Consider the following 15791-nt stretch of genomic DNA (forward strand, 5'->3'; position numbering starts at 1 on the left):
GGAGGAAGAGTCTATGGCAGATGCATTAGTTATTGTCGAGTCGCCTGCAAAAGCGAAGACAATTGGCAAATATCTAGGTAGTAAATATATTGTAAAGGCATCAATGGGACATATTAGAGATCTACCGAAGAGTCAAATTGGTGTTGAGGTGGAGAATGATTTCAGTCCCAAATATATTACTATCCGCGGTAAAGGATCTATATTGAAGGAATTGAAAGACGCTAGTAAAAAAGTTAAAAAAGTTTATCTCGCAGCTGACCCCGACCGCGAAGGGGAAGCAATTGCTTGGCATTTGGCGCATGCGCTGGATTTAGATAATACACAAGAATGCAGAGTTGTTTTTAATGAGATCACCAAACAAGCGGTAAAAGATGCTTTTAAGACACCGCGTAAGATTAATATGGATCTCGTGAATGCACAGCAGGCTAGACGTATTCTGGATCGACTGGTAGGGTACAAGATTAGCCCTCTATTATGGAAGAAAGTCAAAAAAGGTTTATCTGCTGGACGTGTACAATCCGTTGCCGTGAAGATCATTATGGATCGTGAGAATGAAATCTCCGCTTTTGTACCCACCGAATATTGGAGCATAACAGCGAAGCTTGGAATCCGGGATTCCGTCTTTGAAGCTAAGTTTCATAAGCTGAATGGTGTGAAAAAAGAACTGAACCAGGAAAGTGATGTTCAGGAGGTTCTTGAAGCCATTAAGAACGCATCTTTTAAGGTGAGTGATGTGAAGGAGAAGGAAAGACAACGTCATCCTTCGGCTCCTTTTACCACCAGCTCCCTACAACAGGAAGCAGCTCGAAAGCTTGGATTCCGTGCCGCTAAGACAATGTCTGTTGCACAGCAGCTATACGAAGGTGTGGAACTCGGTAAAGAAGGTACCGTAGGTTTGATCACTTATATGCGTACAGACTCCACGCGTCTCTCTGTCACCGCTCAGGATGAAGCTAAAGAGCTTATAACAGCTAAGTATGGTGAGAAGTTCTTGCCAGAATCCCCACGGCAGTATTCTAAAAAGGCAGCTGGAGCACAGGAAGCGCATGAAGCGATTCGTCCTACCTCGGCATTACGCGAACCTGAAATGGTCAAAGAGTTCTTGAGCCGTGATCAATTCCGTCTCTACAAGCTAGTGTGGGAGCGATTCGTATCAAGTCAGATGTCTTCTGCCCTGCTGGATACGCTTTCGGTCGATATTGCTGCAGGTACTGCTACATTCAGAGCTGTTGGTTCGAAGGTTTCATTCCCCGGGTTCATGAAGGTTTATGTAGAAGGCAACGATGACGGAACTACAGATGAAGACAAGTATTTGCCGCCGCTTCAAGCGGGAGATGCTTTAAATAAGCAGGAGATCGAGCCTAAGCAGCACTTTACACAACCGCCTCCACGATATACGGAAGCAAGACTTGTAAAGACGCTTGAGGAGCTGGGTATAGGCCGTCCAAGTACATATGCCCCAACGCTGGAAACCATCCAGAAGCGTGGGTATGTGGCTATTGAAGAGAAAAAATTCATGCCAACCGAACTTGGCGAGCTTGTTATAGAGCAGATGGAGCAATTTTTCCCGGAAATCCTAAACGTTGAATTCACCGCGAACATGGAAGGTGATCTTGACCATGTGGAAGAGGGCTCAGAAGACTGGGTAAAGGTTCTTGCAGAGTTTTACGAATCGTTTGAGAAGCGTTTGGTGTTCGCGGAAGAAGAGATGAAAGAAATTGAGATTGAAGATGAAGTCTCTGATGAGATCTGTGAGAAATGCGGCAAACCTCTCGTGTATAAGCTGGGTCGCTTTGGAAAATTCCTAGCATGCTCTGGCTTTCCTGATTGCCGAAACACAAAACCGATTATCAAGGATATTGGCGTAACTTGCCCTAAATGTCATGAAGGTAAGGTTGTGGAGCGACGCAGCAAAAAAGGGCGTGTTTTCTATGGCTGCGACCAGTACCCTGGTTGTGATTTCGTTTCATGGGATAGACCTTCTATAAAACCATGTCCATCATGTGGATCTTGGATGATTGAGAAACGTAATAAGCAAGGAACCAAGCTACAATGTACGTCTTGTGATCATACAGAGGCGGTTCTAGACAACGAAGAAGAATTAGCAGATTAATAGTCTCTATGGGAGGAAAAAAGACAGTGTCAGATACAGCAAAAGTAACAGTAATTGGAGCGGGCCTCGCAGGAAGCGAAGCCGCTTGGCAAATAGCATCACTAGGAGTACCGGTAAGATTATATGAGATGAGACCTGTAGTAAAGACGCCAGCCCATCACACGAATCAATTTGCTGAACTGGTATGCAGCAACTCCTTGCGTGCGAATGGATTAGGAAATGCTGTAGGTGTATTGAAGGAAGAAATGCGGCGTTTGAACTCTCTGGTATTAGGTGCTGCTGACCGACACGCGGTACCCGCAGGAGGAGCACTCGCCGTAGATCGGGACGGATTCTCAGGTGAGATCACCCATACTTTGCATAATCATCCGCTCGTTGAAGTCATAAATGAAGAACTTACGCATATACCGGAGGAGGGGATTGTTGTTATTGCAACTGGTCCCCTAACTTCACCGGCATTATCCGCTGAAATAAAAGGGCTGCTGGGTGAAGAGTATTTCTACTTCTATGATGCAGCAGCACCGATTGTTGAGAAAGACACCATTGATATGAACAAGGTATATTTGGCTTCCCGTTATGATAAAGGTGAAGCGGCTTATCTGAACTGTCCGATGACAGAAGAGGAGTTCGACGTGTTTTATGATGCGTTGATTTCTGCTGAGACAGCAGCACTCAAAGATTTTGAGAAAGAAATATACTTTGAGGGCTGTATGCCTATCGAAATCATGATGAAACGCGGCAAGCAAACAGCGTTATTTGGCCCAATGAAGCCAGTAGGACTTATCAATCCGCATACAGGTAAACTTCCTTACGCGGTTGTGCAACTCCGTCAGGATAACGCTGCAGGCACACTTTACAATCTTGTTGGTTTTCAGACCCATTTGAAATGGGGCGAGCAGAAGCGTGTATTCTCGCTGATCCCAGGTCTTGAGAATGCTGAATATGTTCGTTATGGTGTGATGCACAGAAATACATTTATTAATTCTCCTAAACTTCTGCACCCTACCTATCAGATGAAAGGCAAGGAAAGACTCTTTTTTGCTGGACAGATGACAGGTGTAGAAGGTTATGTTGAATCAGCTGCTTCCGGGCTCATAGCTGGTATTAATGCTGCACGGGCAGCACTCGGACAGGAAGGACTGATCTTCCCGCAGGATACTGTTCTAGGCAGCATGCCAGCTTATATTACTTCAGCCGATCCAGAGCATTTTCAGCCTATGAATGCCAATTTCGGTCTGTTGCCGAAGGTAGAGAAGAAGATCCGCAATAAGAAGGAAAAGAATGAAATGTTAGCTCATCGCGCTCTGGACAGTCTTGCCGAGTATGCCAACCGTACAGGACTCGCTTATTCGGAGCCGGAGGTTGTCGATAGCGAACAAAGCCCATCTTAAGGAGGTAACTTACAATCATGGTACCCAGCTTTCATGCGACTACAATTTGTGCTGTAAGACATAACGGACAGGCAGCTATAGCAGGTGATGGACAGGTTACATTCGGAGAGAGTGTTATTATGAAGACGACGGCCAGAAAAGTCCGTCGCCTGTACAGAGGACAAGTAATAGCAGGTTTTGCGGGGTCCGTTGCGGATGCTATTACCCTATTCGAAAAATTCGAGGGCAAGCTGGAGGAGCATCATGGGAACCTGCAGCGGGCTGCAGTTGAATTAGCGAAGGACTGGCGTCAAGATCGTATTCTTCGGAAGCTTGAAGCTTTGATGATTGTTATGGATAAGGAAGGAATGCTCCTGATCTCCGGAAATGGTGAAATTATCGAACCGGATGATGACGTTCTTGCGATTGGTTCCGGTGGTAATTTTGCGCTGGCTTCAGGTCGAGCACTCAAACGTCATGCACCCAATCTTTCCGCTGCGGATATTGCTAGAGAATCGCTTCAGGTAGCATCTGAAATTTGTGTGTACACTAATTCCAACATTATTGTAGAACAATTATAGACTCAGTGCCATAGAGACAAGGAGGAATTCACGATGGTGAATCAATCGCTTACACCCCGTCAAATTGTAGCCGAATTGGATAAATATATCGTAGGTCAGAAGCAAGCCAAGAAATCGGTAGCTGTTGCGCTCCGTAATCGGTATCGGCGCAGTCTGCTAGCAGAGGAACTGCGTGATGAAGTCGTCCCTAAGAACATCCTGATGATCGGACCTACAGGTGTGGGTAAGACAGAGATCGCCCGGCGTCTAGCAAAGCTTGTTAATGCACCGTTCATCAAAGTGGAGGCTACTAAATTCACTGAGGTCGGTTATGTAGGTCGAGATGTGGAATCTATGGTTCGTGATCTGGTAGAGACTTCTATTCGTATGGTCAAGCTTGAGCGTACGGAGAAGGTTAAGGATCGTGCGGAAGAACTGGCTAATGAGCGGATCGTTTCTATATTGGTCCCTTCCTCTTCCAAAAATAAATCACAAAAGAATCCTTTCGAGATGATTTTTGGAGGAAATTCTGCACAAGAGGACTCTAAAGAAGACACTGAGCAGGATGGAAGTTTAAGTGAACGCCGCCGTGGGGTTAGATTTAAGCTGTTAGCTGGTCAGCTGGAAGATGACATCATTGAAATTGATGTTGAGGATACAGCGCCAACTATGATGGATATGTTTGCAGGTCAAGGTAACGACCAAATGGGTATGAATATGCAAGAGATGTTCGGCAGTTTGCTGCCTAAGCGGACGAAGAAACGTAAGCTTCCTATTCGCGAAGCGCGCAAGGTACTCATTCAGGATGAGGCGGCCAAGCTGATTGATATGGATGATGTGATCCAGGAATCCGTGACTCGGGCTGAACAATCAGGCATTATTTTTATCGATGAAATCGATAAAGTAGCAAGTCAGGGAAAAGGGTCTGGACCGGATGTGTCGCGTGAAGGCGTGCAACGGGATATTTTGCCGATTGTAGAGGGCTCGACCATTATGACGAAATACGGTCCTGTGAAGACGGACTATGTACTCTTTATGGCTGCCGGAGCTTTCCATATTGCTAAGCCTTCAGATTTGATTCCAGAACTTCAAGGCCGTTTTCCGATTCGCGTAGAGCTGAGCAGTCTAACGTTAGAGGATTTCGTTTCTATTTTGACGGAACCGGAGAATGCTTTAACTAAACAATATGTGAATCTGCTTAAAACAGAAAATTTAGAAGTGGAATTCCAGAAGGATGCTATACATGAGATTGCCAAAATAGCGGCTTCAGTGAATCAAAATATGGAGAATATAGGTGCACGGCGTCTTCATACTATTTTGGAGAAGCTGTTAGAGGATCTTTCTTTTGAAGCACCTGAGCTGACTTTGGAGAAAATGGTTATTACCCCGGAGTATGTGCGCGAGAAATTGGCAAGTATAGCTCAGGATCGTGATTTAAGTCAGTATATTCTTTAATGTGACAAAAAAAACAAAAAATCTATGTATTTTGAATTTGGGCATAACGGATTAGATAAATTACAAATTGGTGTCGTGAAAACGTAAAAATATGTCAAAACATGCAATTAAAAAGAAAATAATGAGTTAAAAATGTAAATAAATAGTAATAAAGTGCTAAAAGCCCTGTCTTTTCTAAAAAGATAGGGCTTATTTCTTATTGTAATAATATACAAATTAAATGAAAATCAATGTATGTGAAAATGCTAAATGTTATTCATTGCGACAGCGTTCGACGGAATACCGTAAATTTTGAGTATTTTTCTTCTTTATTTGTCGAAAGCAAGCAGGTTTTTTGATGGAAGTTGTGGAATTCTTTTCATTATGATAGCTTTGAAAGGAGGAATTGTCTTGGGATTGCTGAATAGTGTCAGTTTTCAACGATTGCAGGGAGGCATTGATGCTGCCTATAAACGACAAAGTGCTCTAGCAAATAACGTGGCTAATCAAGATACGCCCAATTTCAAACGTTCTGATGTTTCATTCGAAAGTATCCTGCAACAACAGGAAAGTGGAATCCAATCTACACTTAGAGCGAAAGTTTCGGATACCCGGCATTATCAATTTGGCAGCAACACAATTGTTCCCGCTGCTGTTGAGAATACTGATGAAACTACCTCTATGAACAATAACGACAATAATGTGGATGTAGATCGCGAAATGGCGTTAAGCGCAGAGAACCAGCTTAGGTATAGTTCTTATGTTGAACAGATTAACAGCCAGATTTCGATGATGCGAGCCGTAATTCAAGGAGGATAAGAGAGTATGAACTTTGGTAGTAGTTTTGGGATCAGCGCATCTGCATTAACGGCTCAACGGTTGCGGATGGATGTAATTTCTTCCAACGTAGCCAACGCTGAAACTACAAGAGCATCCGTGGTTGATGGCAAGGCTGTTCCTTACCGACGTAAGTTGGTTGTTTTGGAAACGAACGAAAGTAATAAATTCTCGAATATACTAAATTCGAAAATGAACAATAGCAATGAAGGGGTTAAGGTGCAGTCGATCATAGAAGATACTTCACCATTGAAACCGGTATACAATCCGAGCCATCCTGATGCGGATGCTGAAGGATATGTCTATATGCCAAACGTAGACATTACCAAAGAAATGGTTGATATGTTATCTGCATCTCGTTCTTATGATGCCAATGTCACGATGCTTAATGCATCCAAGGCTATGGTAAGCAAGGCACTCGAAATTGGTAGATAAATGAATGTTAATTAACTTAAGGGGGGGAAACAGTTGATACAGAATATATCTAATGGGGTTCAGGCTGTACAGCAGCTTGCTATGAAACCGACATCTTCCGAAGTTTCATCCACTCCTGCTAATTCGATGGAGAGCTTTGGCTCTTATCTTGAGGATGCGCTCAATAAAGTGGCTGATCAGGAACAACAAGCTAAGGATATGAGTAATAAATTTGTATTGGGAGAAGTGAACATTGACGAAGTGATGATTTCTTCCCAACAGGCTCTACTGAGTTTACAGTTGACTACACAAGTCCGGAACAAAGTGATTGAAGCCTATCAAGAAATTATGAGAACTCAAATATAATAAATCCTAGCTTAGTTTCGGATGGGGTGACACTGTGAATGAAAGATTTGCCCAATATCGGGAGAAGGTTCTCTTGTATTGGAACAGATTTAGTGGTAAACAGAAGATTTTATTCTTTTCAACATTGTTTATCATTCTAATAATAATCGTAGTTATGACCATGCAGCTTTCAAAAACAGAATATGAAGTAGCATTTCAAGATTTGGACAGTACGGATTCGGCTGGAGTAATGAAAGCCTTAGATTCAGCAGGTGTTTCATACCGATTAAGTCAAGATGGAAAGAGTATTTCTGTACCAAGTACAGAAGCAGCTCGGGTCAAGGTGGATATCGGTTCTCAGGGGATTGTTCAAGGTGGTTCTATCGGATATAAAGTCTTTGATGAAAACTCATCGATGATTGGTACAACAGATAGCGAGTTTAACGTGAAGTACAATAATGCATTAAACGGTGAAGTTGAACAGTTAATGAGACGCATGCAAGGGATTAAAGATGCAAAAGTGCTGATTAATTTGCCTAAAGAGACAGTTTTTGCCTCACAGGCTGATCAGGAGCAGGCATCTGCATCCGTTGTGCTTTCATTTGATCCAGGATTTAGACCTACTCAAGACAATATTGACGGGTATTTCAATCTTGTGAAAACTGCTGTGCCCAATTTGCCAATTGACAACATTACCATTGCAAATAATGAAATTGAATTAATGCCAACAGCTAAAGGTGGACAGGCTGGTGTCACAAACCAAGTTGAAGAAAACTTCGCTCTTCAGAAAAAATTCGAAGAAGAAGTAAAGAAAAATGTGAAACAATTCCTTAGCACTCTTACCGGTCCTGATAAAGTGGATGTTCTTGTGTTCTCAAAGTTGAACTTTGACAAGGAAAACCGGAAGGAAGATCTTGTTACCCCTGTGGATACAGAGAACATGAAGGGGATTGAGATCAGTTCACAGATAATTAGTAATTCGTATTCGGGTCAAGGAAACACGACTGGCGGAGTGGCTGGCACTGGTTCTCAAGATGTTACGGGCTATCCTTCTGATGCGGGTGCGGATACTTCTACCTCGGAGGAATCTTCTGAAACGAGGAACTACGAAGTTAACCGAATTACTAAAGATGTTATTGCTAGTCCGTATACTGTTAAAGACTTAACCATAAATGTTGCAGTTGAACCACCTTCAGGAGAAAAAACTTTAGATGATGCAACATCAGCTGCAATTCAAAATATTTTGGTGAATATTGTTCGCGCTTCTCTTGCAGATTCAGGTACTACATATACAGACGCTGATTTGACCAAAAAGGTTTCGGTCTACTCGCAACAATTTGGTGGCACCGATGCCAACACCGTTAAAGGTGGTCTCGCTTCTTGGATGATATGGGCTATCGGAGCAGCAGCATTGCTGGTTGGAGCAGGTGGAGGATATCTAATCTACCGGAGTCGTAAACAGACTGTGGAAGAGGAAGATGAAGACATTCCATTGCAGGTTCCTACTGAATTTCCTTCTATTAACTTGGAGAGCGTGACGAATGAAAGTCAAGTTCGTAAGCAATTGGAAAGTTTGGCCAAGAAGAAGCCAGACGAATTCGTAAATCTGCTGCGTACATGGCTTGCAGACGAACAGAGGTGAACTAATGGCAAAGGCTAGCCAGCAGGGACTTAGTGGCCGTCAAAAAGCTGCGATCCTGCTTATCACACTAGGGCCCGAGGTATCGGCGCAAATTTTCAAACATTTAAGAGACGAGGAAATTGAACAGCTGACTCTTGAAATTGCCAATGTTCGCAAAGTGGACAGCAGTGAAAAAGAGTCGATCATGTCTGAATTCCATCAGATATGCCTCGCCCAGGAATATATATCACAAGGCGGTATTAACTACGCTAAAGAAATTCTGGAGAAAGCGCTTGGGTCAACAAAAGCAATGGAGGTCATTAATCGTCTGACTGCAACATTGCAAGTAAGACCTTTCGATTTTGCACGAAAAGCGGATCCTAATCAGATTCTCAACTTTATCCAGAATGAAAATGTACAGACTATTGCACTTGTATTGTCTTATCTGCAATTTGAACAAGCTGCTGCAATCCTCTCCTCGCTTCCTCAAGAGAAGCAGGCAGAGGTGGCGAGAAGAATTGCTGTTATGGACAGCACCTCTCCGGAGGTAATTACGCAAATTGAACGTGTGCTGGAGCAGAAGCTTTCCGCTACAGTAACTCAGGATTATACAAATGCTGGTGGTATCGAATCGATTGTACAAATCTTGAATGGGGTTGACCGGGGGACAGAACGTACGATTCTGGATTCTCTCGAAATTCAAGATCCAGAACTTGCCGAAGAGATCAAGAAACGGATGTTCGTATTCGAAGATATTGTCAATGTGGACAATCGTTCGATCCAACGCATTATTCGTGATATTGATAATGCGGATCTACAGCTTGCTCTCAAGGTTGCCAGCGAAGAAGTACGGGATGTTATTTTCAGAAATATGTCCAAGCGTATGGCAGAAACGTTCCGAGAAGAAATGGAATACATGGGTCCTGTGCGGCTGCGTGATGTTGAAGAAGCACAGACTCGTATTGTAGGCACGATCCGCAGACTCGAAGAGTCTGGTGAAATTATCATCGCTCGTGGCGGAGGAGATGACATCATTGTCTAAGCTGATCAAACACTCCCAGTATGTTCCGGTTGATGTCTTTAAAAGATTGGAACAGGCCCGGCAATATGCGGGCCTAACTGAGGAGCCCGTTCCCGAGGAGACTTTAAGCGAGACTGACTATCATGATCCCGCACGTGAAGAGGCAGAAGAGACGCGTAAGCAAATGCTTAAGGACGCTCAGGATTTTGCTGAAGAGCAGGTTCGGAATGCATCTCTTGAAGCGGAACAGATTGTAGAGTCCTCGAAAGCGGAGGCTGAAGAGTGGTGGAAACAACGGCGTGAGCAGGATGAACATCTGATCGAAGCTATCAAAGCTGAAGCTCATCAGCAAGGTTATGAGGAAGGTGTTTCTCAGGCTGAGGAAGAGATGAAGCATAAGATTGCAGAGATGATGGAAGAAGCGCGTGCTGTTTTGACTGAGGCTTATAAAGCTAGAGAAGTTATTATTCAGGAAGCGGAGCCTTTTTTAGTAGAGTTAAGCTGTGATATTGCAGAAAAAATTGTGGACAAGCAATTAACGATAGAACCACAATTCGCAATGGACTTAATTCGCAAAAATCTGGCTCGTAAGCGAGAACAGGGTTTGATCTCACTTTGTGTATCCCCAGCGCAGTTCGCTTTTGTGAATGCTGCTCGGGAAGAATTATCACTAGCTGTTGATTCACAGGCTGAACTGCAAATCTTGCCCGACTCAACGGTAAAAGACCAAGGATGTGTTATCCGCTCTTCCTTTGGCAGCATAGATGCTCGAATCGACACTCAGCTCGCAGAGATCAAAAAAGAGCTGGTAAGAATTGCGCTGGACACCGATGAGCAGAGAAATGGGGAAGACGATGCTTAATAGCAACCGTTATAAGGAGCAACTTCGTAATCTCGATCCGGTGAGGATCAATGGGAAAGTGACGCAGGTAATCGGTCTAATGGTTGAATCGGAAGGTCCTGACGCAAGTATAGGTGATGTATGCTACATCTACCCTTCTAAAGGAAACAAACCGCTGCAAGCTGAGGTCGTTGGTTTCCGTGATAACAAGGTACTATTGATGCCACTTGGTGAACTGCAGGCGATTGGACCTGGTTGTGATGTAGTGGGCACTGGTAAGCCGCTTAGCGTGCAAGTAGGTTCTGAATTATTAGGAAAAGTACTGGATGGTCTGGGGCAGCCGCTTGATGGCTCTCTCATTCCAGCACGAATGCCACATAGCTCTACCTTTAATATTCCTTCCAATCCACTTAATAGACCGCGGGTGCAGGAGCCCATTAGTATCGGTGTGAGAGCGATTGACGGTTTGCTAACGATTGGCAAGGGACAACGGGTCGGTATTTTTGCTGGCTCGGGGGTCGGCAAGAGTACTTTGATGGGGATGATTGCCCGGAATACATCAGCTGACGTAAATGTTATTGCTCTGATTGGTGAGCGTGGCAGAGAAGTATTGGATTTCATTGAACGAGATTTGGGACCAGAGGGCTTGCAGCGATCCGTAGTAATTGTTGCTACCTCAGACCAACCTGCATTGATTCGCATAAAAGGTGCGCTTATCGCTACAACGATTGCCGAGTATTTCCGCGATCGAGGCCTTAATGTAATGCTGATGATGGATTCGGTCACCCGTTATGCTATGGCCCAACGTGAAGTTGGACTTGCAGTTGGAGAGCCGCCAGCCATGCGGGGATATACACCTTCGGTGTTTGCAAGCTTACCCAAACTGCTGGAACGTGCTGGTACAGGTCCTACAGGCTCTATAACAGCCTTCTACACGGTACTAGTTGATGGTGATGACATGAACGAGCCAATCGCAGATGCAGTCAGAGGAATACTTGACGGACATATCGTACTCAATCGAAACATTGCTAACAAAGGACACTTTCCAGCAATAGATGTTCTTTCCAGCATAAGTCGAGTAATGAAGGATATTGCTCCAGAAGAACAGATTGCAGCAGCGGAGAATGTGAAGCGCCTTATGGCCGTTTACAAGGATTCAGAGGATTTGATTAATATTGGAGCTTATCAGAGAGGCTCTAATGCTCAAATCGACGAGTCGATGGAATTTATCGACAGTATATGGGATTTCACCAAACAAAAGGTGAATGAAAAAGTTACGCTGGCTGAAGTTCAACAGTCTTTAATTTCACAGTTCTCAAGGAGTTGATTCGGTATTATGAGGTTTCATTATACTTTTCAAAAAGTCGTTGACTTGAAGGGCAATGAGAAGACACAGGCAGAATGGATGCTCTCAAGCGCGCTTGGAGAATTGCAGGCACAGGAAAGAAGCCTGGATGAACTCATCTTTCAGCGGAGTGCTATCATGCTATCCTTACAAAATGCCGCAGAGCAAAAGACACCTATGGTTAAGATTCGTGAAATGCAGGAGTATGTGGAATATCTGGATAAATGCATTGCCCGTAAGCATACGGACATTAGCCGTGCACATCAAGAAGTCCAGAAGAAACAAGATCAGTTAAGCACTAAGGTTTTAGATGAAAAAGTATGGTTGAAGGCAAAAGACAAGGCTGAGACATTGTTTCAGCAAAGTATGATTTTACGGGAACAAAACGAACTGGATGAGATGGCAACCGTCCGCTTCGCGATGAAATCCCTCTAACCCGGGAGGTTTCCGCTAGTGGCTAATATTGATAATGATATGGAACTTGAAAATGAAGGGTCAGCGGGGAAATTTGAGCGGTTCTTATTCTTAATGATACCGATTATATTCACGCTAGTACTGCTTGGAGTACTGTTGACGCTTTTTAATATGGACATTCGTAATAATGTACTTGAAGTTGCGAATAAAATTCCTATCCTGGAAAAATGGGTTCCTGATCCGCCTGCAGATCCTTCTAAACCGAAGGAAGAAAGCAAAAAGCAGGAAGTGAGCTCAGCGACAACGATTAAGGAGCTTAAAGCTCAGCTCGCCCAGCAGGAAGAAAACCTGAAGAAGGTTACAGATGAAAAAACTGCCCAGGATACCAAGGTTCAGGCGCTAGAGTCACAGATTGAAGGAATGAAGAAGGAAGCTGAAACCGCAGAGGGAAGCACAGAAGAAGCTGAGGATCCTTATCAGAAACAGGTTTCTGATTTGGCTAAGCTGTATGCGGGCATGAAAGCTTCAAAGGCTGCACCGATCATGGAGAATTTAACTACAGAAGAAATGGTGCAGATCTTCAGTGTCATGAGTAAAGCGAGTAAAACTGCGATTTTGGAAAAAATGGATCCGCAAAAAGCTGCAGATGTAACGATAAAGTTAAAAGAAACTACATCTTCGAGTGACATGGCGATTGCAGCTCTTCAATCTAGATTGAAGAAAGACGCCGGTACAACAGCAACTGCGACAACCAGTACGAATTTGGATAAGGAAAAGTTGAATCAGACCTTCAGTTCAATGACTCCTGCTAATGCAGCATCGTTACTAGGAGAAATGTACAAGATTAGCCCTGATAAGGTTGTGACGATTATGAATACCGTAAGTGATAGTGTTCGTTCATCTATTTTGGGAGAAATGACTAAAAATGATAGCGCGCAAACTGCGAAAATTGTTAATCGTCTGATGGGTGCTAAATAGATAGGGAAAGGAGGTGAAAAATAAATGAGTTTAGTCGTTCAATCGCTTGTGAGTGCAAACACAACTGCAGTAAATGGGAGTACATCGACTACAACGGGCACAACAACGACAGCTGCACCATTTGCTCAAACCCTGGTACAAACCATGGGAGGCAATGCCAACACCTCGTCGACTCCAGCTGAACCCCTATTGGGAAATCTAGCTTCTTTGCTGCAAGGCCTGTTAAAGGAAGTGCAGCCGACTGGAGAAGAGCAAGCAGGGCAAGACACTCAGAAGGGTGATCTCCTTGAAAAACTTGCTGCTGATGTTGAGAAGCTGGATGAAAGTATCAGTAGTGATCCTGCTCTGTTGGTAGCCTTACAGGCTTGGATTCTTCAGGTATCTGCACTTTTATCTGGAAGCCATGCCGCAGAAGATGGCACTGCTACAACGGAAGCAGAAGTGGCTGGAAGCTTGTCCCCATTGGCACAGAATGCTGATACATTGAGATTTGCAGTTCAAGACGACCTGCAAAGTTTAGTTTCTATGATTCAGGAAGCTGCAGTGAGTGGCAATGAGGAAGTAGCAGCTAAGGGAATCAGTTTATTGAATAATTTCACAGCGCTTTTAGAAGAGTCCTCCTCTAACACTAATAAAGGGAAGGGAAAGACAAGCAATGTGAATGCTGCTTCTGTTTCTTCCGTAGAACAGCCTGCTATCACTGAAAGCAAAAATAATCCAACGGATAAAACACTTCAGAATGTGAGCAATCGTTCCGGAGAAGCTGTTGTAGTGAAAAATGATACGGTTGCCAGCTCGCCAGTGACCTCAGGAACTGTGCAAGAAGCTGAAGCAGAGACTGCGAACACGCCGTTAATCAAGACAGGTGTAACCGGGGAAACGAAGTCAACAGAATCCACTCTAGATTCCACGCTAGGAATTACAGCTAACGAAGGGGATCATGAGGTTGTTACTGCGGGTCAGTTATCTCTGCGCGGAGGAATTACAGCACCCCTGAAGGCTGAAGTGCCAGCAACACCTGTTCCGGTTCAGCAATTTGCTCAGGAAATGACAGGTTTCATTACAGGCAAATTAGAGATTGTGCAAAAAGGTGGGATCGCTGAAGCGACTATATCCCTTTTTCCAGAAAATCTCGGACAAGTTGATGTTAAGATCACAATGCAAAATGGTCATTTAGTTGCCCAGTTCATGACTGAACATACCGGTGCTAAAGATATGCTGGAGCAACAAATGAACCAGCTTCGCGCTGCATTGCAATCTCAGGGTCTTCAAGTGGAGAAGCTGGAAGTTACGCAAAATAATACCCCACTTAATTCGCAATGGGGGCAGGAAGGACGCCAACCTAATTCCGGAAGTGGACAGCAGGGTAGACGTTCCAAAGAAAGCAGAGAGGAAGCCAGTGATGCCGTTCTTGCCGCAGAGCTGAATGGTGAATGGAAGGACTGGGTTTCAAATGCGGGACAAGAAGATCAGTCCCAAGGTGGATCTTTTTCTGCTAAGGCTTAACTCTAATAACAAACGAAAGAGAGGTGAGTGGTTATGGCGACAACAGTTCCGGTCTCTACTAAAGATCAGTGGAATTATACAACTCCCGACTCTAGTGCACGGACAACGGGTAATTCTACTTTAGGTAAGGATCAGTTTTTGAAGATTTTGATTACTCAGCTGCAAAATCAAGATCCGATGCAACCGATGGAAGATAAAGAATTTATTGCGCAAATGGCTCAGTTCACATCCGTGGAGCAATTGATGAATATCTCTACTCAGCTTAATGCTATGAATCAGTCCCTTGGATCTGTATCCGGGTTGATTGGTAAAGATATTACATGGACAGACACCGCCACAAAGCTGCCTAAGACAGGTAATGTTGAATCTATCGTTGTTAGCAATGGTATTCAATATGCGGTTGTGGGAAAAGACAGAATTGCTTTAACCGATATTACACAAATTCAGAATGCCGCAGCAACGCCAGAAAGCGGTTCTGGTACAGATAGTAATACTCCGGAGAATAGCGGAGGAAGCGGGGCGAGCATATGAGTGACAGGCTTACTATAGGCCAGCTGTATCCTGCGTCCCTGCATTCTACAACGTTACAACGATCTTCGCTGCCTAAGCAGTCTGTGGCGGGGGGAGCTTCTTTTGAGAGTTTGCTGCAACAGAAACTATTAAAATTCAGCAATCATGCTGCTAAGCGCCTAGAACAAAGAGGGATAGAGCTTGGAAGTGGTCAGCTGGATCAAATTTCATCTGCTGTGGACAAAGCTGCTGCTAAGGGAAGTAAAGAATCCTTGATATTAATGAAGGATTTGGCGTTTATCGTTAGCGTTCCTAATCGCACAGTAGTTACTGCTATGGATGGTAACTCGATCAAAGATAATGTATTTACACAAATCGATAGTGCAATAGTGATTTCATAATAGGCTGGTCCTAACGGAAAGCCGAGGCGGCCGCTGACCGACTGACGCGGTCCCAATTCACTTGGAAAGTTATTAGGACTC

Annotated in this window: 16 protein-coding genes; all 16 read left to right on the plus strand. The window is 44.0% G+C overall.

Features of this window, described 5'->3' with window-relative positions; all coding sequences use genetic code 11:
- The first annotated feature begins 13 nt into the window (after positions 1-13).
- The gene (gene topA / locus MKY63_RS22640) at positions 14-2113 is read left to right on the plus strand and encodes a type I DNA topoisomerase (RefSeq protein WP_036688567.1); all 2100 of its coding nucleotides are present in this window, start codon (positions 14-16) and stop codon (positions 2111-2113) included.
- Positions 2114-2139: 26 nt separating this feature from the next.
- Positions 2140-3504 (plus strand): FADH(2)-oxidizing methylenetetrahydrofolate--tRNA-(uracil(54)-C(5))-methyltransferase TrmFO, encoded by a 1365-nt coding sequence (trmFO, locus tag MKY63_RS22645; protein ID WP_036688564.1) that lies wholly within the window; start codon positions 2140-2142, stop codon positions 3502-3504.
- Positions 3505-3521: 17 nt separating this feature from the next.
- Positions 3522-4064 (plus strand): ATP-dependent protease subunit HslV, encoded by a 543-nt coding sequence (gene hslV, locus MKY63_RS22650; protein WP_036688562.1) that lies wholly within the window; start codon positions 3522-3524, stop codon positions 4062-4064.
- Between the two features lie 33 nt (positions 4065-4097).
- The gene (gene hslU / locus MKY63_RS22655) at positions 4098-5498 is read left to right on the plus strand and encodes an ATP-dependent protease ATPase subunit HslU (RefSeq protein ID WP_038571978.1); all 1401 of its coding nucleotides are present in this window, start codon (positions 4098-4100) and stop codon (positions 5496-5498) included.
- 390 nt (positions 5499-5888) lie between these two features.
- Positions 5889-6296: a flagellar basal body rod protein FlgB gene (flgB, locus tag MKY63_RS22660; protein ID WP_038571975.1), complete on the plus strand. Its 408-nt coding sequence runs from the start codon at positions 5889-5891 to the stop codon at positions 6294-6296.
- 6 nt (positions 6297-6302) lie between these two features.
- The gene (gene flgC, locus MKY63_RS22665; protein ID WP_036688555.1) at positions 6303-6749 is read left to right on the plus strand and encodes a flagellar basal body rod protein FlgC; all 447 of its coding nucleotides are present in this window, start codon (positions 6303-6305) and stop codon (positions 6747-6749) included.
- Between the two features lie 33 nt (positions 6750-6782).
- Complete coding sequence (gene fliE, locus MKY63_RS22670) at positions 6783-7094, plus strand: flagellar hook-basal body complex protein FliE (protein WP_036688553.1); 312 nt, start codon at positions 6783-6785, stop codon at positions 7092-7094.
- 34 nt (positions 7095-7128) lie between these two features.
- Entirely contained in the window at positions 7129-8715 is a 1587-nt protein-coding gene (gene fliF, locus MKY63_RS22675) for a flagellar basal-body MS-ring/collar protein FliF (RefSeq protein WP_076106359.1), read from the plus strand.
- Positions 8716-8719: 4 nt separating this feature from the next.
- A complete protein-coding gene (gene fliG / locus MKY63_RS22680; protein WP_038571969.1) occupies positions 8720-9736 on the plus strand; it encodes a flagellar motor switch protein FliG in 1017 nt (338 codons plus the stop codon).
- Positions 9729-10577: a FliH/SctL family protein gene (locus MKY63_RS22685; protein ID WP_038571966.1), complete on the plus strand. Its 849-nt coding sequence runs from the start codon at positions 9729-9731 to the stop codon at positions 10575-10577. The genes fliG and MKY63_RS22685 overlap by 8 nt, the downstream gene beginning before the upstream one ends.
- The gene (fliI, locus tag MKY63_RS22690) at positions 10558-11883 is read left to right on the plus strand and encodes a flagellar protein export ATPase FliI (RefSeq protein WP_235219563.1); all 1326 of its coding nucleotides are present in this window, start codon (positions 10558-10560) and stop codon (positions 11881-11883) included. The genes MKY63_RS22685 and fliI overlap by 20 nt, the downstream gene beginning before the upstream one ends.
- 9 nt (positions 11884-11892) lie before the next feature.
- Positions 11893-12336 carry a flagellar export protein FliJ gene (gene fliJ, locus MKY63_RS22695; RefSeq protein ID WP_038571963.1) on the plus strand — a complete coding sequence of 148 codons (444 nt, stop codon included), beginning with the start codon at positions 11893-11895 and terminating at the stop codon, positions 12334-12336.
- Between the two features lie 39 nt (positions 12337-12375).
- The gene (locus MKY63_RS22700) at positions 12376-13293 is read left to right on the plus strand and encodes a kinesin (RefSeq protein ID WP_076275241.1); all 918 of its coding nucleotides are present in this window, start codon (positions 12376-12378) and stop codon (positions 13291-13293) included.
- A 24-nt stretch (positions 13294-13317) separates the two neighbouring features.
- On the plus strand, positions 13318-14799 hold the full coding sequence (locus tag MKY63_RS22705) for a flagellar hook-length control protein FliK (protein ID WP_076275225.1): 1482 nt from the start codon (positions 13318-13320) through the stop codon (positions 14797-14799).
- A 33-nt stretch (positions 14800-14832) separates the two neighbouring features.
- The gene (locus MKY63_RS22710) at positions 14833-15330 is read left to right on the plus strand and encodes a flagellar hook capping FlgD N-terminal domain-containing protein (protein ID WP_036688543.1); all 498 of its coding nucleotides are present in this window, start codon (positions 14833-14835) and stop codon (positions 15328-15330) included.
- On the plus strand, positions 15327-15710 hold the full coding sequence (locus tag MKY63_RS22715; protein ID WP_076100377.1) for a TIGR02530 family flagellar biosynthesis protein: 384 nt from the start codon (positions 15327-15329) through the stop codon (positions 15708-15710). The genes MKY63_RS22710 and MKY63_RS22715 overlap by 4 nt, the downstream gene beginning before the upstream one ends.
- Positions 15711-15791 lie beyond the last annotated feature (81 nt).

Source organism: Paenibacillus sp. FSL R7-0189 (assembly GCF_037969925.1).
GTDB lineage: Bacteria > Bacillota > Bacilli > Paenibacillales > Paenibacillaceae > Paenibacillus_AQ > Paenibacillus_AQ odorifer.

Bases quoted from the DNA above. Each gene is read 5' to 3' on its own strand.
- MKY63_RS22700 (WP_076275241.1), top strand. From the start codon at position 12,376: ATGGAACTTGAAAATGAAGGGTCAGCGGGGAAATTTGAGCGGTTCTTA.
- MKY63_RS22710 (WP_036688543.1), top strand. From the start codon at position 14,833: ATGGCGACAACAGTTCCGGTCTCTACTAAAGATCAGTGGAATTATACA.
- hslV (WP_036688562.1), top strand. From the start codon at position 3,522: ATGGTACCCAGCTTTCATGCGACTACAATTTGTGCTGTAAGACATAAC.
- fliJ (WP_038571963.1), top strand. From the start codon at position 11,893: ATGAGGTTTCATTATACTTTTCAAAAAGTCGTTGACTTGAAGGGCAAT.
- fliG (WP_038571969.1), top strand. From the start codon at position 8,720: ATGGCAAAGGCTAGCCAGCAGGGACTTAGTGGCCGTCAAAAAGCTGCG.
- topA (WP_036688567.1), top strand. From the start codon at position 14: ATGGCAGATGCATTAGTTATTGTCGAGTCGCCTGCAAAAGCGAAGACA.
- fliI (WP_235219563.1), top strand. From the start codon at position 10,558: ATGGGGAAGACGATGCTTAATAGCAACCGTTATAAGGAGCAACTTCGT.
- MKY63_RS22705 (WP_076275225.1), top strand. From the start codon at position 13,318: ATGAGTTTAGTCGTTCAATCGCTTGTGAGTGCAAACACAACTGCAGTA.
- MKY63_RS22715 (WP_076100377.1), top strand. From the start codon at position 15,327: ATGAGTGACAGGCTTACTATAGGCCAGCTGTATCCTGCGTCCCTGCAT.
- flgC (WP_036688555.1), top strand. From the start codon at position 6,303: ATGAACTTTGGTAGTAGTTTTGGGATCAGCGCATCTGCATTAACGGCT.
- hslU (WP_038571978.1), top strand. From the start codon at position 4,098: ATGGTGAATCAATCGCTTACACCCCGTCAAATTGTAGCCGAATTGGAT.